This window comes from archaeon (genome assembly GCA_016432545.1).
In the GTDB taxonomy this organism is placed as follows: domain Archaea; phylum Thermoproteota; class Nitrososphaeria; order Nitrososphaerales; family Gagatemarchaeaceae; genus UBA183.
Window position 1 is genome coordinate 144,324 of sequence record CP066694.1, and the last position, 19,131, is coordinate 163,454.

The 19,131-nt window shown below is 59.7% G+C and carries 12 protein-coding genes, 1 tRNA gene and 1 pseudogene; 8 read left to right on the forward strand and 6 right to left on the reverse strand.

Annotated features, from left to right (window positions below; all coding sequences use genetic code 11):
- The first annotated feature begins 116 nt into the window (after positions 1–116).
- Entirely contained in the window at positions 117–314 is a 198-nt protein-coding gene (locus HY247_00855) for a hypothetical protein (protein ID QQG48899.1), read from the forward strand.
- 642 nt (positions 315–956) lie between these two features.
- Here the strand turns inward: HY247_00855 and HY247_00860 are convergent.
- The 4 genes and pseudogenes from HY247_00860 to HY247_00875 all read right to left on the reverse strand — a co-directional run bounded on the left by HY247_00860 (position 957) and on the right by HY247_00875 (position 3,722).
- Positions 957–2,120: pseudogene (locus HY247_00860) on the reverse strand (epoxide hydrolase).
- A gap of 251 nt (positions 2,121–2,371) precedes the next feature.
- On the reverse strand, positions 2,372–2,800 hold the full coding sequence (locus HY247_00865; protein QQG48900.1) for an ester cyclase: 429 nt from the start codon (positions 2,798–2,800) through the stop codon (positions 2,372–2,374).
- A 193-nt stretch (positions 2,801–2,993) separates the two neighbouring features.
- Positions 2,994–3,078: transfer RNA gene (locus HY247_00870), tRNA-Leu, on the reverse strand.
- A 26-nt stretch (positions 3,079–3,104) separates the two neighbouring features.
- A complete protein-coding gene (locus HY247_00875; GenBank protein ID QQG48901.1) occupies positions 3,105–3,722 on the reverse strand; it encodes a hypothetical protein in 618 nt (205 codons plus the stop codon).
- Between the two features lie 96 nt (positions 3,723–3,818).
- Between HY247_00875 and HY247_00880 the strand changes: the two genes are divergently transcribed.
- Positions 3,819–5,270 carry an amino acid permease gene (locus HY247_00880; protein QQG48902.1) on the forward strand — a complete coding sequence of 484 codons (1,452 nt, stop codon included), beginning with the start codon at positions 3,819–3,821 and terminating at the stop codon, positions 5,268–5,270.
- Positions 5,263–6,159 (forward strand): universal stress protein, encoded by an 897-nt coding sequence (locus tag HY247_00885; protein QQG48903.1) that lies wholly within the window; start codon positions 5,263–5,265, stop codon positions 6,157–6,159. The genes HY247_00880 and HY247_00885 overlap by 8 nt, the downstream gene beginning before the upstream one ends.
- Here the strand turns inward: HY247_00885 and HY247_00890 are convergent.
- Together HY247_00890 and HY247_00895 are read right to left on the reverse strand one after the other, a co-directional pair.
- A complete protein-coding gene (locus HY247_00890; protein QQG48904.1) occupies positions 6,149–6,448 on the reverse strand; it encodes a hypothetical protein in 300 nt (99 codons plus the stop codon). The two genes, HY247_00885 and HY247_00890, sit on opposite strands and share 11 nt — an antisense overlap.
- 32 nt (positions 6,449–6,480) lie before the next feature.
- Positions 6,481–8,478: a thioredoxin domain-containing protein gene (locus tag HY247_00895; GenBank protein ID QQG48905.1), complete on the reverse strand. Its 1,998-nt coding sequence runs from the start codon at positions 8,476–8,478 to the stop codon at positions 6,481–6,483.
- Positions 8,479–8,588: 110 nt separating this feature from the next.
- Here HY247_00895 and HY247_00900 point away from each other — a divergent pair, with 110 nt between their 5' ends.
- The 5 genes from HY247_00900 to HY247_00920 all read left to right on the forward strand — a co-directional run bounded on the left by HY247_00900 (position 8,589) and on the right by HY247_00920 (position 19,122).
- Entirely contained in the window at positions 8,589–10,064 is a 1,476-nt protein-coding gene (locus HY247_00900) for an MFS transporter (protein QQG48906.1), read from the forward strand.
- A complete protein-coding gene (locus HY247_00905; GenBank protein QQG48907.1) occupies positions 10,009–14,328 on the forward strand; it encodes a hypothetical protein in 4,320 nt (1,439 codons plus the stop codon). Before HY247_00900 ends, HY247_00905 begins: the two co-directional genes overlap by 56 nt.
- Positions 14,329–14,367: 39 nt before the next feature.
- Positions 14,368–15,276: a branched-chain-amino-acid transaminase gene (ilvE, locus tag HY247_00910; GenBank protein QQG48908.1), complete on the forward strand. Its 909-nt coding sequence runs from the start codon at positions 14,368–14,370 to the stop codon at positions 15,274–15,276.
- Positions 15,277–15,440: 164 nt separating this feature from the next.
- Positions 15,441–15,764, forward strand: a complete 324-nt coding sequence (locus HY247_00915) for a DNA-directed RNA polymerase subunit H (protein QQG49511.1) — start codon at positions 15,441–15,443, stop codon at positions 15,762–15,764.
- Between the two features lies 1 nt (position 15,765).
- Positions 15,766–19,122 carry a DNA-directed RNA polymerase subunit B gene (locus HY247_00920; protein ID QQG48909.1) on the forward strand — a complete coding sequence of 1,119 codons (3,357 nt, stop codon included), beginning with the start codon at positions 15,766–15,768 and terminating at the stop codon, positions 19,120–19,122.
- Positions 19,123–19,131 lie beyond the last annotated feature (9 nt).

Sequence of the window (19,131 nt, forward strand, 5' to 3'; positions counted from 1 at the left end):
TCGAGAGGTTCACGTTCCTAGACTAGGCATTTGCAACCATGGTTGGGGAGCGAACCTGGGATTCCGAATAGACCAATGGAGCGCAGAGGAGAACTGCCACTGAGGAGATCAGTACTATGAGTTCACTCAGACTTATTGGAGGAGGTACGGGCCTCAAGAAGAAGAGCCCGGCTTGGTCTCCTGGGACCAAGAAGATATACGAGATGGCCGCGATGCTCCCGAGAATCGTCGCGGTTCGGGGTCTCTTGAAAATGAGGACGAAGGAAGCGATGCCCAGTATTACTGTGGCCAAGAAAATAGGGATCAATGCGTAGGACCTAAGCGTTGAGGGAGGGCGAGTCTCCAATCCGGCAGGGGTCAAAAGGAAGCCGGTTACTGCCATCACACCGAACGCGACCACAAGGATCTTGCGGTTTCTAGAGAATTCCATCTGATTGTCTGGGCGATTGATTGAGAGTGGTTATAAGTATCTCCGTGCGCTATTCAGATCAAGACCTTCTAGGCGCCCTCCTCCGATCCTGCAGAACCTATTTCAACCCACCACAATATCAAGATGCTGGGAATTTGGATTAAGCCGCGGACGGGGTAAGGTTGAGGATTAGAGCAGAAGCGAACTTCCCGCTATTGGTAGTTGCCTAACGTCCCAGCGAGGAGACTATCACAAAGAGTATGCCAACCAGCCCTATGACCGAGGCGGCGATAAATCCTCCTGGTCGCAACCATATCGTCTGAAATTCATCACCCTAATGACAGTCTAAGTGGAAACTTTACGGCCTTAAGGATGCGGGGGGTGGGACTTCAGCACAATTTATTGTGCTCAAAGCAGGAGCGACCACGGCCCGGAACGCCATGCAGTCGACGGGACTGCTGAACTCCATGTACATAGGAAATACTCAGAACTCGAATTGAGGCTGGGGAATTTGGGACGGGTCTCGAAATGAGGTGATGCAAAGGGCTCACCGAAGGGGCCTGAAGAAGGTCCTGATCTCGTCCGCAAGGAGACGAGGCTCTTCCGTTGCTGCAAAGTGACCGCCAGTGGGATGACCTTCCAATATCGGATGTTGTACACCCGTTCTGCCAGCTCCCTGGGATGAGCATGTGGAAAGACGTAGTCGTTCGCAAACAGAGAAGCGCCCGTGGGCACTTCGATCCTTCCTTTCCTCCAGGGCATGGGAGGGCTATGGTACCCTTCGTAGTATCCACGAATCGTTGAGCCGATTGTCTCGGTCGTCCAGTATATCATCACAGTTGTCAGGAGTTCGTCCTTGGTGAACCTGGTCTGCACATCCCCATTCGTGTCTCCCCAAGCTCTGTACTTCTCGACGATGTACGCCGCCAGTCCGACCGGCGAATCGTTCAACCCGTACGATACGGTCTGGGGCTTCGTTCCCTGGATGTGGCCGTATGCCCCTTCTTCCCGCTCCCACTCGTCGAGCAGGCTGAGAAATTCCCGTTCCGGCTCGGAGAGCTCCGACCTGTCTGGCAACGGAACGGGGAAGCGCAGGTCGTTGTTCATGTGGATCCCAATCAAGTCCCTTGGGTAGAGATAGGCTAGGTCGGTGGTTACTCCTGCACCCACATCTCCACCTTGAGCACCGAATCGCCGATAGCCCAACACGTCGGTCATCAGGGAATGCAGGATTTCAGCCCTGTTGGTCCAACCCTTCTTGGATTGTCTATCGGAGAAACCATAGCCTGGGAGAGAAGGTATCACTACGTCGAACGAATCTTCCTTCTCGCCGCCGTTCGAAACCGGATCGGTCAGGTATGGCACCAGCTTCAGCATCCCGGCAAAGCTATCAGGCCATCCGTGCAACAGCAGAATTGGCATCGGTTTGGGGCCCTTGCCCCTCATGTGAACGAAGTGTATGTTCCATCCCAGTGCTTTGGCCTTGAATTGCGGGAAGCTGTTCAGTCTCCTTTCCTGAGACCGCCAATCGAATTTGTTTAGCCAGTAGTTCGTGAGTTCCTTCATGAAAGACAGGTGACGTACCTTGATCCCAGTCGGCACCCTCCGCTTCATCTGGCCAGCGGGTTCTGAACAGCCTTGTCTTCAGGTCGTCTATTATTTCCTGTTTGACATGTATTTCGAACGGCTCAGCGACCTGACTATCCGTCACGGCAGAGGAGGGTTCTAGAGTCTGATAATTATGTGTCGAGTTGCCAGTCGGATACTTGGCCCTAGACCTACGTTACTGTGCGGTCGCCGGGACTACAGCTCTACATGTAGAGTTGAAATCCCACCGCCATGCCAGGCCTCATCCGACTGAGAATGACGTGAACCCATGGTGTTGGGCGGAGAACTGGGACTTACGCAGGATGATTTGCGGTCCCTGGAACTTTGAACCCGTGAAGGAAAAAGATAGCTCCTTCAAGTAGAGCGGGGTCGCTGGGTCACTCCCAGCTGCTCCATCATCCCCAACCGATCAATCACGGTCCAGTGTTCTGCCAATCTGCCGTTCGCAATCCTGAAGATGTCAATGACCTCCATCTGGAGGTGCTTTCCTGTGGGCGCCACGCCCATGTATTCCCCTTGGTGCGTCGCATAGAGAGTCTTCCTAGTCGCCACCATATCTTCCTCCGCAATCATGTTGTTGATGACCATGTGAAAATCGGGAAACGACTTACGGACATACAAGAACATCTGTTTCGTTCCATCACGGTTAGGTGGGAAACTTGGAAGAGGATTGTGATCCACGAAGTCGGGCGCAAAGATCTCCTCGATTAGCTCGCTTCGCCCTGCGTTTTGGATCTCCTCGATAAATCGCTGCACTACACCCTTATTCTCTTCTAGCGTCATTAGACATCAATCAAAGCTGGCTTTCAGACCCATATATGTATAGGTCGAACGCTAGCCTTGCGACAAAATTAGTTCCGCACCGGGCTGATGAATTCTGGCTGAATGTACGTCATGTAGACGTACCTCCTCATGTTGTGCCTCACCGGGTGTGAAGGACGGGACTTCGACTTGCCGCTTTGAGACCAATAAAGTGTGCGGGGGGTGGGATTCGAACCCACGAACCCCTGAGGGACGAGGTCCTAAGCCTCGCGCCGTTGACCAGGCTGGGCGACCCCCGCAGCGTTTCGCCCGCCGCTTCATGAAACTATAATCGTTTACCTTGCACCCCGGCGTTGCTCCGACTGCGGCTTCCCTTCAGCCAGGCAAACGTCTTCCCCCAGTCCAACTTGTAGATTGCGATTCCGATGAGTAGGAAGACCGCAGACAGAGCCACGGTCGCCTCGATGCTGTTGAACCCAAAGGCGTCGCCCACATCCCGAAGTATCGCGAACTCCAGGGCCACCTCGACCGCGCTCTTCACGACCTTGGCGGCCATCGTCACCGCCGACATGATGGCGATGGACGCTCCCGTTGCTCCTGCCCCGATGAAGATGAAATCGTCCAGTGGAAGAATCGGGAGTAGTGCAGTCCCAAAGAGCACTGCGTAGAACTTCCCTGTGGATGCGTTCCTCCCGATCAGCTGGATGTTCTTGTTCCTCTTGAGCTGCTTCTTGAGCCCGAACGCCCCGTAGTAAATCACGACCTTGGCGAGAGTCGCCCCAAGCGCAGACGCGAATACAATCGCCGCGAAGTTCGCAGGCGTGTAGCCGACGTATCCTAGCTGCAGGGCCGCGAGAAGCGTGTACGAGGCTCCGAAGAAGGGTGACACGTTGGCAAGGAATGCCGCGACGAACACGAAACCCAGAGCATACGCCAGGCTCAACTCGACCCTCGAAGGTCACTCAGCGTATTTATCCATGGGAAGCGTTAAATCGGCGCCCCGAACGCGCCCGACCTCAACCGGAGAGTGCTGTGATGCTTGTCCCAAGCCCAACAGGAAGATGTCCAGGAACTCAAGAGAGACATCGGGACGTGGGGCTCCTTCTCGATGGGCTACGCCGACGTAGGGGCTGACATCTACGTCGTCCTCGGAGTAATCGCCCTATTCGCCGGCCTCGCCTCGCCGTTCGCATTCCTCATGGCCGCGGTCGTCTACGTCTGCACCGGCCTGTGCTACGCCGAGCTGGCCACGAAGTACCCCGTGGCTGGAGGCGGACAGTTCTACTCCCTGAAGGCCTTCGGCAACATACACGGGTTCGTCGCGGGGTGGGGCCTCATGCTCGGGTACACCGTCGACATCGCGCTCTTCTCGCTCGCCACGGTGGGCTACCTGGGGGTCGTAACCAAGCCCTTCATCCACGCATTCATGGTCACCGAGCCCCCCTACTATGTCATCATCGCGATCGCCCTAATCCTCCTGCTACTTGCTGTCAACCTTGTGGGCATCAGGTACTCTTCCAAGCTCAACGAGCTGATCGTCGCCGTAGACCTGGTCACAGTCGCGATCTTCCTCGCCTTCGGGCTGCCTTCTATCGTTGCCTCTGGGGCCCTCTCCGCGTGGGCCTCCGCCCTCCCCCAGGCCTTCTCCACCGGGGTCTTCGGCGGCTCCGCGAACTACTCCACCTTCGTCTACGCCCTCTCGCTGGCGACCGCCTCATACATCGGGATTGAGTCCATCTCCCAGGCAGCCGAGGAGACAAAACGGCCCGCCCGCGTAATCCCCAAGGCGACCAAGGCCGCTATAGTCTCGGTGGTGGTCGTGGCTGTCTCCCTCTCACTACTGTCGGTCACGCTCTCTTCGTTTTCGAAGGTCGCTTCCAACTCGACCGCGCCTGCAGTCTCAATCGCGGCCGACCTCCCGGTCATCGGGGGGATCTTCGCCATCTGGGTCGCCCTGATGGGGACCCTCGTGTGCTACATCTCGACAAACACTGGCGTAATCGGCGTCTCAAGAGTCACCTTCTCCATGAGCCGGCTCGGTCTCCTCCCCAAGAACTTCTCCCGCGTAAGCAGCCGATTCAGGACCCCCTACACGACTCTGATCATCTTCTCGACGATCGCCTGCCTCCTCCTGGTTGCGGGCGCAGAACTTCCGAACTACAACCTGCTCCCCCTCATTGCATCCGTGTACAACTTCGGGGCCCTCATCGCGTACATGTACGTAAACGCGGCCGCGATCGTCCTGAGAGTCAAGGACCCTGAGAGGTCCGGGTGGATCATGCCTCTGAACTTTCCCATCGGCTATCGCGGGAAGAGGTACAGGATCTCCGTGATCCCCTTCATCGGACTGATTTCGACTGTCTTGATCTGGCTGATCCTCGTCGGGGTCAACCCGGAGGGCAGGACCCTGGGAACGGCGTGGTTCGTCGTAGGGATCGCTGGCTACCTTATCTATCGGAAGTACAAAGGAGGCCGAAAGACAGATGCTTGAGAAGGAAGCAGCTGTCGAGTGGTCCTGGAGCGACGCGCCAGTCGTGCTCCCCCTCGCCTTCCAGCCCCGTGAATGGAACGCGGTCTTCATCGCATTCTACATCGCAGAGTACTCCGGCTCGACCGTCTACGTGACTCACGTCCTCGAAGGGCAGGAGGACCACGCGTTCGAAGAGAAGATGAAGAAAGACATCGCTGAACTCGCCTCCAGCCTCTCGGTGAAGTACGAGCACGTCGAGACGAAGCCATCCTCCCAGCCACCTGGGGTGGAGGAGATCGCGAAGGCCCTTGTCGACACTGCCACGAGCAAGGGTGCGCAAGCGATAGTGATGTCCGCGCACCGCGAGCCGCTCTTCCGCGAGCTCTTCGGGAGGGTCTCCGACCACGTAGCCAAGACATCTCCGACGCGGGTCGTCCTGGTGGAGACTCCCCAGGAGGGTGTCACAATACCGAAGAACCCGAAGAGGATACTCGTCCCGGTCTTGAAGATCGAAGCTCCCGACCCTTACATCATAGCTGCGGCCCTGACCTCATCAGCGTCAGCCGCCGACGTCGAGATCACTGCCGCGAAGGTGATCTCCCTTCCACCCACTGTGCCCCTGGACGCGATCGACATGGTCCTGCCGCTAAGGAAGGAAGAGCGCGAGTTCTCAGCCTTCACTAGCCTTGCGATCAAGACCCTGGGCCGCCTCATCAACCCCAAGATCCTGCCCGTCAGGGAGGTCGGGTCCGATGTCGCGCAGTTCATTCGCGAGAGGGGCATCGACGTGCTGGTGATGTTCAGCGAGAGAGAGACGGGCTTCTACAGCTTCCTTACAAAGGACGAGTATGAAATCGTCAGCAAATCACCCTGCGTGGTGATTGTGACGCTTCCGGCCGCTAGTGCTTAGTTTCCTTCTTCCGCTTCTTTTCGTCCTTCTCGGCCTTCTTCCTCTTCTCTTCTGCTCTCATCTTGTCGTAGTCGCCCAGCTTCGCTTCGTGCTCGACGTAGCCGTGATAGATCTCGATCGCGCGCTTCACTACTCCCTCTGTCTTGGGGTCCCTCTTCTCGAACCTGACGGAGAGGTTCCTTCTGTCCAGAACGACCCACTCGAACCCCTCATGCTTCTTGAGTTCCTCGATCGTCTGCTCCATCGCCAACTCATTCCCGAAAAGGCCCCTGATCTCCCACGTGGTCATGCTCCGACCGCCCACGGGGCCCCGATAAAACCCTAACCGGCGAGCTGTGTCCGCAAAGCCTGCACGGAGTCTGCTGGAAGCTTGCATGTGAAGTTCTGGCAGACGTAGGCCCTAGGCTTCGAGAGGACTTTCCTGCCTTCCAGCAGCTTCGAGATCTTCGAGAGCTCTTCATGGGTGTCAGAGGTGGAGACGAGCACAACCGCATTCGGGGAGAAGGTCCGGAAGGCCTCCTCAATCATCGGCCGGACCTCGACTCCCGTCTTCCCCGTTATCACAATCTCCCTCATGCCCCTTGACGCCAGGTCGAGCGCCACCAGCAAGTTCGCATGGGCCGAAGGCTGTTGCTCGAGTTCAGCGGCAAACGCATTGAGAGCTTTGTCAGCAGAAGCCCTGAATTCCTCGTCGCCCGTGAGCTCCGCAAGCCGGATCAGAAGGTTGACTGCGACGGAATTTCCCGAGGGGGTCGGCCCGTCGTAGACCTCCTTGATCCTCACCGGCTCTGCCTTCTCAGTCAGGTAGAAGCCGCCGGCCTCCCTGTCCTCGAAGAGCTCTCTCATCAGTCCAGTCAGGCGCAGGGCCTCGCGCAGCCACCTCGGCGCTGACGTGGCCTCGAACAGGTCTACCAGCCCCTGGGCGAAGAAGGCATAGTCCTCCAGCGTCCCCTCGAGCCCCGCCTCGCCGCCCGCGAATCGCCTCATAAGACGACCGTCGCGGCTCACCTTCTCTAGAATGAACTGTGCAGCTGCAGAGGCTCTCTTCGCGTACTCGGACCCTCCGAGAACCTCACTCGCCAAAGAGAGTGCGGAGATAGCAAGGCCGTTCCACGAGGTCAGCACCTTAGTGTCGGTTGCGGGCCTGGGTCTCCGAAGACGCGCTCTGTACAGCGAGTCAAGCCACTTCTTCTCGACAGTGCCCCCAGAAACTGCGTGCAGGATGTTGCGATCTTCGAAGTTCCCATTCTTGGTGACCCCGAACGCCTGCGCCGTCGCCGACCCGGCTTCCCTGCCGAGCACCTCATCCAGCTCGTCAGGAGTCCAGGTGTAGTACGTGCCCTCCCCCTCTTCGGTGTCTGCGTCTTGCGCAGAGTAGAAGCCACCCTGGGCGTCCCTCATCTCTCCAGTGATCCAGCCGAGCGCCCCCTTCGCTACATCCGAGTAGCTGCGCTTCCCAGTCACCTGGAAGGCCTCCAGGTAGAGTTTGGCCAGGAGTGCGTTGTCGTAGAGCATCTTCTCGAAGTGAGGCACGAGCCAGATCCTGTCGGTCGCGTACCTGTGGAACCCGCCGCCCACATGGTCGTGAATCCCTCCCGCAGCCATGACCTCCAGCGTCTTCTCGACTGCGCGAAGGGCGAGTTCTCGTTGGTTCCTGAAATGGTACAGCAGCAGGAACTCCGAGGTCAACGGGACAGGAAACTTGGGCGATCCCCCGAACCCGCCGTGCTCAAGGTCAAAGGTGGATACGATGGAAGTGTAGGCTTCGTCCAGGGTCTTAGGCCCGAGCTTCTCGCCCGATGCCGCCGCCTGCTGCTGCGTTATCGCCTTCGCGACTCCCTCCGCGTTCCCTACGATCTCCTCCCTCCTGTCCTTCCAGACCTTCGCGACGAACTCGAGCACCTGCATGAAGCTCGGCATCCCGTACCTCGGCTCTTTGGGGAAGTACGTCCCTCCGTAGAACGGCTTGAGGTCGGGAGTCAGGAAGACGCTCAGCGGCCAACCGCCTCCACCGGTCATAGCCTGGACCGCGCGCATGTAGTACGAATCCAGCTCGGGGCGTTCTTCTCTGTCGACCTTTATCGAGATGAAGTGCTTGTTAAGAAACGCCGCGGTCTCCAAGTCCTCGAAGGACTCCCCTTCCATCACCGTGCACCAATGGCATGTAGAGTACCCGATGCTCAGGAAGATCGGCTTGTTGTCATTCTTGGCCTTCGCCAGGGCTTCCTTTTCCCACGTGAACCACTCTACAGGATTGTGAGCGTGCTTGAGAAGGTAGGGGCTCTTCTCCCTGATCAGCCGATTGTTCTTCCCCTCCAAAGCTCGTTTCCGCTGCTGCCCTAAGTAATTGAAGTTTGTTCGAATCAACAAGCCTTTACACAAGTCGCTGGGGCGGCCTGTCGGTAGTCTCCAGGAGAATCTCGTCAGCTTTGGAATACAAGTGGACTGTGATGACGGTCACTACCGTCGGGGTCCTAATGAGCGGCATAGACGGGAGGATAGTGGTCATAGGCCTCCCTACGCTCGCGAGCGCGCTCCACGCGGATGCGGAGCAGGCCATCTGGTTCACCCAGGCCTACGTGATAGGCAGCACCGTCGCCCTTCTCTTCATCGGGCGCGCGAGCGACATCTTCGGGCGGGTCAAGGTCTACTCCGCCGGGTTCGTCATCTTCACGGTCGGCTCCGCCTTGACGGCCCTCTCGGTCACCCCCGAGACGTTCATCGCCTCCAGGCTCTTCCAGGGCCTAGGTTCCGCCGCGCTCTTTGCCAACTCGGCGGCCATCGTGACGGACGCGTTCCCCTCGAACGAGCTCGGCAAGGCGCTTGGAATCAACTCGGTCGCTTTCCGCACCGGCTCGATGCTCGGCCTCACCCTCAGCGGCCTGATCCTCGCCTTCGCGGACTGGAGGTATCTCTTCTACATCAACATCCCAGTCGGGATCTTCGGGACCCTGTGGGCCCGCTGGAGGCTCAAGGAACTCGGCCAGAGGGACGTCGGGGCCCCGATGGACTGGCAGGGCTTCGCGGCGTTCTCCGCATTCATCGCCTCCTTCTTGCTCATGCTCACCTTCGCGGCCTACGGACAGGCAGAGGCGGCAACCGTCGCCTCCCTCGCCCTCACCGCGGCGGTGTCGCTTGCTTCATTCATGCTCATCGAGAGGAGGCGGTCCCATCCCCTTCTCGACCTCGGCCTTTTGAGAATCCGCGAGTACGCCGGAGGAGTCATCGCCCTGTTTCTGAACGCGATCGCGTGGGGAGCCTTCATCCTCCTCTTGAGCCTCTACCTGCAGCTCGTCGAGGGGCTCTCACCCCTCGAGGCAGGCTTTCGTATCATCCCCTTTGACGTCGCCTTCCTCTTGGTCGGCCCTCTGAGCGGGCGACTCTCCGACAGGTACGGGCCTATCCGCTTTACAGGCCTAGGCCTCCTGGCAATCAGCGCCTCTTTGTCGCTCTTTTCGACCATAGCGCCCTCGACACCCTATCAGGTCATTGCGCTCTATCTCGTGCTAGGGGGGGCAGGGATGGGTCTCTTCGTAAGCCCGAACATGAGCTCAATCATGGGCTCAGTCCCACCACACCGTCGCGGGGTCGCTTCGGGGCTCAGGGGCACGGTCTTCAACGTCGGTTTCACCATGAGCTTCAATCTGGTGCTGCTCTCTCTGTCGCTCTTCCTTCCCTACGCGCTGGTGAGCAAGGTCATCTCCTCGACTGGCGGGATACCGGCGACCGTGGCTGAGCGGGCCGCCTTCGCCTCAGGGCTCGACGGCGTCTACAGAATACTCGCGGTCATCAATGCGGCCGCGATAGTCCCTGCCCTCCTCCGAGGTCCTCGCGTGACCCAGGTCTCGTATGCCAAATTACTCTCAGGTTCAAATAGCGGCGGAGAGGCCGCGACACCGGACTGAGAACGCTTTGCACGACCTCGACGCCCTCTGGGAGAAAATCGAGTCTCCCGCGGGCCTAGCAGACGCGGTCAACGTCAACAGGCTGAAGGCATCGGGAAAGGACGTCGACGCCCTACCCTATTCGATCAGGGTCCTCCTCGAGAACGCGGCCCGTCATGCTGGAGCCGTCCACGGAGCGTCTGAAGCTGCGACCCTCCTCTCCGAGTGGCCCTCTTCGGTGGGCAAGGAGACCCCGTTCATGCCCTACCGCGTCCTCCTCCAGGACTACACTGGCGTGCCTCTGATAGTGGACCTCGCGGCCATGAGGGATGCCGCCAAGTCTGCCGGCATTGACCCTAAGAAGGTCAACTCGAAGGTCCCGGTGGACCTGGTCATCGACCACTCCATTCAGGTCGACGCCTGGGGAGACCAGCTCGCGTTCTCCGTGAACCTGGAGAAGGAGTACGAGAGGAACTCGGAGAGGTACGCGCTCCTGAAGTGGGCGCAGTCCTCCTTCGAAAACATGCGCGTCTTTCCTCCTGGGAAGGGGATCTGCCACCAGTTCAACCTCGAGTATTTGTCGAAGGTAGTCGCTACATCCTCTGGAACAGGCGGCAGGCTCACGGCCTTTCCCGACACCCTCGTGGGAACCGACTCCCACACGACAATGGTCAACGGCGTCGGCTGCCTCGGATGGGGTGTCGGCGGAATCGAGGCCGAGGCGGTCATGCTCGGCGAGCCCTACCACATGCCAATCCCGAAGGTCCTCGGAGTCAGGCTCACGGGGCGCCTCCGAGAGGGCGTAACCCCGACCGACCTCGTCCTCACAGTCACAGAGAAGCTCCGGCAGAGGAACGTCGTGGGCTATTTCGTCGAGTACTTCGGCGACGGATACCGCCACCTCACAGTCCCCGACCGCGCGACCCTCGGGAACATGTCTCCTGAGTACGGCGCCACCGCGAGTTACTCCCCGGTCGACGAGGCGACCCTGAGGTATCTCCTCGGCACGGCAAGGCCAAGAGCCCACGTCGAATTCGTGGAGAGGTACGCGAGACAGTTCGGGTTCTTCGTGACCGAGGCGGAACCAAAGTACTCCGAAGTGATCGTGATCGACCTAGACAAGATCGAGCCCTCCATAGCCGGCCCGAGGAACCCCGAGGAGCGCCACGTCCTCACCTCGGTCCCATCCTTCACGAGGGCGATGCTCGACCAGAGGAGCGCGGCGGGCGGAGGGGGAGCCACAGCCACCCGCAACCAGCTCATGCTCGAGGAGGACGGGCCGATTCACTCCGGCCTCCAAGACGGCTCGGTTGTCATCGCGGCGATCACCAGCTGCACCAACACTTCGAACCCGACCGTGATGGTGGGTGCTGCCCTCATCGCGAAGAAGGCTGTCGAAGCGGGCCTGACAGTCAAACCGTGGGTCAAGCCGAGCCTGGCGCCGGGCTCGACTGTTGTCACAGACTACCTCCAGAACTCGGACCTCCTCCAATACCTCGACAAGCTCGGATTCAGCCTCGTAGGCTACGGGTGTACTACCTGTATCGCTCAAGGGACGCCTGTGTTGCTTGCAAACGGTACCTACAGGCCCATCGAACACCTTCCTGTGATTGGCGGGGCTATGGTCTTCGGCCCAACCTCAGACGGCAGACTGGGAGTCGGCCGACAGTCGATGCTCTTCAAGAACGGCATCCGTGACTGCGTTGAAATCGTGCTCCAGGACGGGCGGACCCTCACTTGTACGCCTGACCACATGATTCTCTGTTCCGACGGCCGATGGGTCAGAGCGGACGAACTCGCTCCGGGGACTGACCGGGTTGTCGCAGGCCTCGACGGGCCCCTGGACACCCCAGGTGATGACGAACCTGGATACGTCCTGAGGGTTGGAACCTTCACCTTCGACCTGAAGACGGAACAGAATCGCTCCCGAACCCTGGCCTTCGCGCGACTGCTAGGACATCTTCTCGATGATGGCTCGATAAGCGTGTTGGGACAAGGACGCATGAACGTCGGTCAAGCCATCGATCGCGAGCTAATCCTCAACGACGTAGAATTGCTCACGGGACTTCGCCCGACTGCCAACCGCTACGATGACCTCAAATGGACTATCGTGCTCCCATCGTCACTCACTAGGGCAATTGTGCAGATTCCGGGAGTGCAGGTAGGCAGACGGAAAGGTCAGGCTCCCTTGCTTCCGGACTTTGTGCGCCGGAACGAGTGCCCCGTGTCCGTTGTCCGGGAATTCATGGGCGGGCTATTTGGTGCGGACGGCCACGCCCCTGGACTTCATCGTCGCGGGGCGCATCAAGAGCAAGCGTCACTTTCACCCATCGCTTACTCTCGAAGCACTACCCCAATTCACTTGAGTCGCACAAAGGAGTTGATGCAAGAGTTGACTCGACTCCTGGCGCGATGTGGTGTCGAGACCGAAGGCGCCAAGGTCTACGATTATCCGACAAGAAGGAGCAGTTCAACGTACCCGCCCGCTCTTGATGGCGTTCCAAGGATTGAAGTTCGCCTCGTCCTCCCCAACGGGCTCTCATTCGTCGAGCATGTCGGATTCCGTTTCAGCGTTGACAAGGCGATGCGGGCAAGCGCAGCATGTGTGTATTGGCGGATCCTCGACGGCATCCACAAACAGCGTCTAAGTATGGCTGACCGACTGAGGGCACTGCATCAGGACCAGCCCGAGTTGTCTTTCACCAAGGCGAGGCAATTGGTGGTGCTGTCGATGGCCGGTCACGAGGCGGAAGAGTCGCTCCCCCTAATAGTCTCTCATCACTACGCCCTGCTTGAGGGCTACGACCGATTCTCTCGTCTACCGAACTCAGCAGGTCGTGAATTCAGACCACTGCACCGTGATAGCTACGACTTCCAGTCACCCGTGGCACTGTTCAAGGAGATGGGCGTTCGTGATTGGTTCTCTCCGCTCCTGGAAAGAGAGGAGGGGGATTACTCGAAACGGTATTGCACAAAGAAGGAATCGATGACGCTTCCGACGTTCTCGCTCGCCGTTGTAGATCGTCGCCCCTCAGGGCAGAGGCCGGTGTACGACCTGACGGTGGATGACTTGCATTCATTCATTGCCGGAGGAGTGTCCGTCCACAATTGCATCGGGAACAGCGGCCCGCTCTCGAAGGAGGTCGAAGACCAAATCATGGCTCGCGACCTCTACTCGGTCGCAGTCCTCTCTGGCAACAGAAACTTCGACGGCAGGATCCATCCGCTTGTCAAGGGCTCCTTCCTAATGTCCCCGATGCTGGTGGTGGCGTACGCCCTCGCCGGTCGCATCGACTTTGACTTTGAATCCACTCCCTTGGGCCTCGGCAAGGGAGGAAAACTCGTCAGCCTGAGGGACCTCTGGCCCACCATGGAGGAGATACGAACGACCGTAGAGTCTTCTCTGGATTCCAAGCTCTTCGAGGTGCGTTACTCGGACGCGATGAAAGGTGACGACCGGTGGAACGCCCTCACCTCCTTCAAGGACGAGGTCTACCACTGGGACGGCGCGTCGACATACATCCGCCGGCCTGACTGGTTCGGACAGAGCTTTGCGACCAGCGCCCTTGAGGACTTCGAAGGCGCCAGGGTCCTGGCCTTCCTCGAGGACAAGGTGACCACCGACCACATATCCCCGGCAGGGACGATTCCTGTCGACAGCGCCGCCGGGTCCTATCTCAAGACGAAAGGCGTCGACCTCGTCCAGCTCTCCACGTACGGAGCGCGGAGAGGGAACCACGAGGTTATGGTCCGCGGGGGATTCAGCAACATCAGGCTCAGGAACCTCCTTGCGGGCGGCAAGGAGGGGGGTTTCACCGCCCACCTCCCAGACGGCAACGTAGCCACTATCTTCGAAGTAGCCGAGCAGTACGCGAGCGAGAGAGTTCCTCTCATCGTCCTGGCCGGAAAGCAATACGGTGCTGGAAGCTCGAGGGACTGGGCCGCAAAAGCGCCCAAGATGCTGGGCGTCAGGGCCGTCATCGCGGAGGACTACGAGAGGATCCACAGGAGCAACCTCGTCGCCATGGGGGTCATCCCCCTCCAGTTCGGCGAAGGAGTGAGCGCGAAGTCCCTGGGCCTGACCGGGAGGGAGAAGTTCTCAGTCACAGGACTGTCAACGATGAGCGGACCAAAGCAGTGGGTCGACGTCGAGGCCGAGGGGAACGGCGGGAAGATCAAGTTCAAGGCCCTCGCCCGGGTCGACAACGACACGGAGATGAGCTACGCAAAGGTCGGCGGCGTCCTGCCCTTCGTCTTCGGGAAGTTGCGCGACTCTGTGCACTAGCGCAACCGTTTTATTGTCGAAAACTTCGGTTTCACATCGATGGACAAAGAGCTCCTGGTCTACATCGACGGCGACTTCGTGGAGAAGTCCAAGGCCGTCGTCTCCGTGTTTGACCACGGTCTTCTTTACGGAGATGGCGTCTTCGAAGGAATCAGGGTCTATGGCGGGAGCGTTTTCCGGCTCGTAGAGCACATCGAGCGGCTGTATGACTCTGCGAAGTCGATCCACCTGAAGGTCCCCCTCACGAAGCACGAGATGTCCGAGGCTGTCCTGGAGACGCTGAGAAAGAACCATCTCAAGGACGCCTACGTCAGGCTCGTCGTCTCACGGGGACCCGGAGACCTGGGCGTTGACCCGGCTCTCTGCAAGGACCCGACGATCTTCATTATCGCAGAGCCCATGACCACTGTGCTCGGTCCGAGGGAACCGAGGGTCGTCAAGGTCATCCTCGCCTCCACCAGACGAGACCCTGTCGACGCCGCCTCCCATGAAATCAAGTCGCTCAACTACCTCAACAGCATCCTCGCCAAGATAGAAGCGAACAACGCAGGGGTCGACGACGCGATTCTTCTAGACCACCGCGGGTTCGTCTCCGAGGCGACCGTCAGCAACATCTTCATCGTAAAGGAGACCAAGATAGCGACGCCCTCCTCCTCCGCAGGGATCCTCCACGGGATTACGAGGGGCAGGATCATACGTCTATGCTCTGACCTCGGGATGGACGTGGACCAGAGGGACGTGACGCCGTTCGAACTCGTGACCGCCGACGAAGTCTTCCTGGTGGGGACGAAGTCAGAGATCCTGTCGGTGGGCACTGTCGCCGGGACCAAGATCGGGAACGGAGGGGTAGGTCCCCTCACGAAGCGCCTCTACCAGGAGTTCAGCAAGGTCGTCCAGCGGCCCGAAGAAGGGACCTCGGTCTACGAGGCCGAATCAGTCAGCGTCTAGTCGAGCCCTCGACTGACAACCTTGAGAGCCGATGGGCTCCACAATGACGCTCCGCTTTGCTCCGAGCAAAATCTAAATACGCGTCGGCGGGCCCGTCTCATTGGGCCCTGCGCATTGTATTGTGCACGTCAGCTACTGTATGTTTTGAATGGGGGTAAGACGGAATAGCACCCAGCAAGACGACCACCAAGACCACCGCCAAGACCACCGCCAAGCGGACGGTAAAGCGGAAGAAGGTCGAAGACGAGGTCCCGCCATTCAAGGTAAGCACCCACTTTCTCATCCCAAAGCACGAGCTCCTGACCAGGGAAGAGGCCACCCAGGTTCTCGCAAGGTACAACTCCTCCCCCGGACAGTTCCCCTACATCGTGTCGACGGACGCGATAGCGAAGGAGGTCGGGGCCAAGCCCGGAGACCTCGTAAGGATCACAAGGAACAGCGAGACCGCAGGCACCAGCACCTACTACCGCTACGTGGTGGAGAATTGACATGAGCAAACAGATCGTCTCTTCCAACTCCTGGGTCGTCCTCAGCGACCTCCTGCAGCGCGAAGGAGTCGCCCGCCAACACCTGAACTCCTACAACGAGTTCGTCTCCAGGGGCCTCCAGAACATCGTCGACGAGATCGGAGAGGTGGAGGTCGAAACAGTCAGCACCCCGTACAAGATAAAGTTCGGAAGGCTCACCCTCGGGTCGCCCCGGGTGGTCGAGATCGACGGCTCGGTGAGCAGCATACTCCCCATGGAGTCCCGCCTACGCAACCTCACCTACTCCGCCCCCATCCTCCTGGAGATGACGATCGAAGAGGAGGGCCTTCCACGCGACACGACGCGCCAGCACATCGGCGACCTCCCGGTGATGGTGAAGTCAGAGCTCTGCCAGCTCTCGAACCGCTCCAAGGAGCAGCTCATCGAGTCCGGCGAGGACCCGAACGACCCCGGCGGCTACTTCATCATCCACGGCGCCGAGCGCGTCATAGTCGGCCTCGAGGACCTGTCACCCAACAAGATCTTGGTCGACTCCGAGAAGCTCTCAGGCTCGACCACCTACAAGGCCCGGGTTTACTCCTCCGTGGTCGGATACCGCTCGAAGCTCGAGCTGACACTCAAGCAGGACGGCGCGATCAACGTGAAGGTCCCAAGCTGCCCGGTGGACATCCCGTTCGTGATCGTCATGCGCGCCCTCGGAGTCAAGCTGGACAAAGAGATCGCGGACGCCGTCTCCCCCAAGCCCGAGATCCAGGACCTCCTCGAAGTCTCCTTCGACAAGGCGGGAGAGGCCCCCGGTGAGAAGGAGTCGCTGGTCTTCATAGGGAACAGGGTCGCCCACGGCATGCTCGAAGAGTTCAGGGTCAAGCGCGCACAGTCCATGCTCGACTGGGGCCTCCTTCCCCACCTCGGCAAGACCGATGACCGCCGCTTCGATAAGGCGATGTTCATGGGCGAGGCAGTCTGTAAACTCCTCGAGCTCAGGCTCGGCTGGATCGGCGCCGACGACAAGGACCACTACGGCAACAAGGTAATCAAATTCGCCGGCCAGATGCTGGCCGACCTCTTCCGGACCGCCTTCCGGAACCTAGTCCGCGACATGAAGTACCAGCTCGAGCGGACCGGCCAGAAGCGTGGCGGCAACGTAGTCGGCGCTGCCATCCGCACGGGTATCATCACTGACAAGCTCAACAACGCCATCGCGACCGGCAACTGGGGCCGCGGTAAGGTCGGAGTCACGCAGCTCCTCGACCGCACCAACTACCTCAGCACTCTCAGCCACCTCAGAAGGGTTCAGTCCCCCCTGAGCCGCAGCCAGCCCAACTTCGAAGCCAGAGACCTCCATGCGACCCACTTCGGGCGCATCTGCCCCTCCGAGACTCCTGAAGGCGTCAACTGCGGCCTGGTCAAGAACCTCGCCCTCTCAGCGATAATCTCGGTCAGCGTCCCTTCACAGGAGATAGAGGAGAAACTCTGGGAACTTGGCGCCAAGCAGATCCGCGACACCGACCAGAAGACCCAGGTAGAGGGCTGCAGGATCTTCATGGACGGCAGGTTCCTCGGGTACGTGGACGACGGCGAGCGCCTGGCAAAGGCCTTCCGAAAGCTCCGCCGCGAGGGCCAGATCAACCCCGGCGCCAGCATCCTTTACGTTTCCCCGGTCAACGACAAGGCCTACCCGAGGCTCTACATCAGCCTCAGCTCGGGTCGCGTACTCCGTCCCCTCATCCTTGTCGAGAGCGGACGCCCCAAGCTCAACTCCGAGCTCAACGACAAGGTGGCCTCCGGCTCGCTGGGCTGGCGCGACCTCGTGGAGCAGGGGGTCATTGAGCTCATCGACGCCAACGAGGAGGAGAACTGCCTCGTGGCAATGAGCGAGGAGGACGTGGCGACCAAGAACACCCACATGGAGCTCTTCCCGGCCGCCATGTTCGGCATCGCCGCCTCGATCATACCCTTCCCCGAGCACAACCAGTCGCCAAGGAACACCTACGAGTCCGCAATGGCGAAGCAGAGCCTCGGCTTCAGCTCTCCGACATACCCGATCTCGCCTCACGTCAGGCAGCACCTACTAGTCAGCCCCCAGGCCCCGGTCGTCAGGACCCGGACCCTCGACCTCCTGAAGATCGACGAGCGGCCTCTGGGGCAGAATTGCGTCGTCGCGGTCCTCTCCTTCGAAGGCTACAACATCGAGGACGCGATCATCATGAACAAGTCGAGCGTAGAACGCGGGCTCGCAAGGTCATTCTTCTACCGTCTCTACGAGGGCGAGGCCAAGCAGTACCTCGGCGGCATGCGCGACACCTTCGAGGTGCCCTCCGCCGAGTCCAACATCCGCGGCTATCGCGGCGAGAAGTTCTACCGCCTCCTAGAAGGCGATGGCGTGGTCGCCCATGAGTCTCCGGTCGCCGGTGGCGATGTGGTCATCGGCCGGACCAGCCCTCCTCGATTCATGGAGGAGTACAAGGAGTTCGAGATCAAGGGCCCCTACCGCAGGGACACTTCGACCGCGGTCCGCCCCTCCGAGGCCGGGGTAGTCGACTCGATCTTCATGACCGAGAACGTAGAGGGTGGAAAGATGTTCAAGGTCCGCGTCCGCGACATGCGCGTCCCTGAGATCGGCGACAAGTTCGCCTCGAGGCACGGGCAGAAGGGAGTCATCGGCCTCGTGGTCCCGCAGGAGGACATGCCCTACACCTCCGACGGGATCGTCCCCGACGTCATAATCAACCCGCACGCCTTCCCTTCGAGGATGACCGTCGGCCAGTTCATCGAGTCGATCGCTGGCAAGGCCGGGGCCTTCAGGGGCTCCCCCGTCGACGGCTCTGCCTTCGCAGGCGAGAGCATCGAGGAGATGGAGAAGGTCCTCCGGGGACGCGGTTTCGAGCCGACCGGCAGGGAGGTCATGTACGACGGCAAGACGGGCAAGAAGTTCGCAACAGACGTCTTCGTCGGCGTCGTCTACTACCAGAAGCTCCACCACATGGTCGCCGACAAGATCCACGCAAGGGCGAGAGGCCAGGTCCAGATGCTCACAAAACAGCCCACAGAAGGGAGGGCCCGCGGCGGCGGCCTCAGATTCGGCGAGATGGAGAGGGACTGCCTCATCGCCTACGGGGCCTCGATGGTCCTCAAGGACCGCCTCCTTGACGAGGCAGACAAGACTGAGGTCTACGTCTGCGAGAAGTGCGGCCTAATCGCCTACTACGACGCCAAGCAGCGCAAGTACACCTGCAAGATCGACGGCGACCAGGCCAAGATCTCCACAGTTGTGGTGGCCTACGCCTTCAAGCTCCTACTCCAGGAAATGATGAGCCTGAACATAGCGCCCAGGCTCAAGCTAAAGGACAAGGTGTAGAGAAGTGTC

Bases quoted from the DNA above. Each gene is read 5' to 3' on its own strand.
- HY247_00855 (QQG48899.1), top strand. From the start codon at position 117: ATGAGTTCACTCAGACTTATTGGAGGAGGTACGGGCCTCAAGAAGAAG.
- HY247_00865 (QQG48900.1), bottom strand. From the start codon at position 2,800: ATGACGCTAGAAGAGAATAAGGGTGTAGTGCAGCGATTTATCGAGGAG.
- HY247_00885 (QQG48903.1), top strand. From the start codon at position 5,263: ATGCTTGAGAAGGAAGCAGCTGTCGAGTGGTCCTGGAGCGACGCGCCA.
- HY247_00890 (QQG48904.1), bottom strand. From the start codon at position 6,448: ATGACCACGTGGGAGATCAGGGGCCTTTTCGGGAATGAGTTGGCGATG.
- HY247_00905 (QQG48907.1), top strand. From the start codon at position 10,009: ATGCCAAATTACTCTCAGGTTCAAATAGCGGCGGAGAGGCCGCGACAC.
- ilvE (QQG48908.1), top strand. From the start codon at position 14,368: ATGGACAAAGAGCTCCTGGTCTACATCGACGGCGACTTCGTGGAGAAG.
- HY247_00920 (QQG48909.1), top strand. From the start codon at position 15,766: ATGAGCAAACAGATCGTCTCTTCCAACTCCTGGGTCGTCCTCAGCGAC.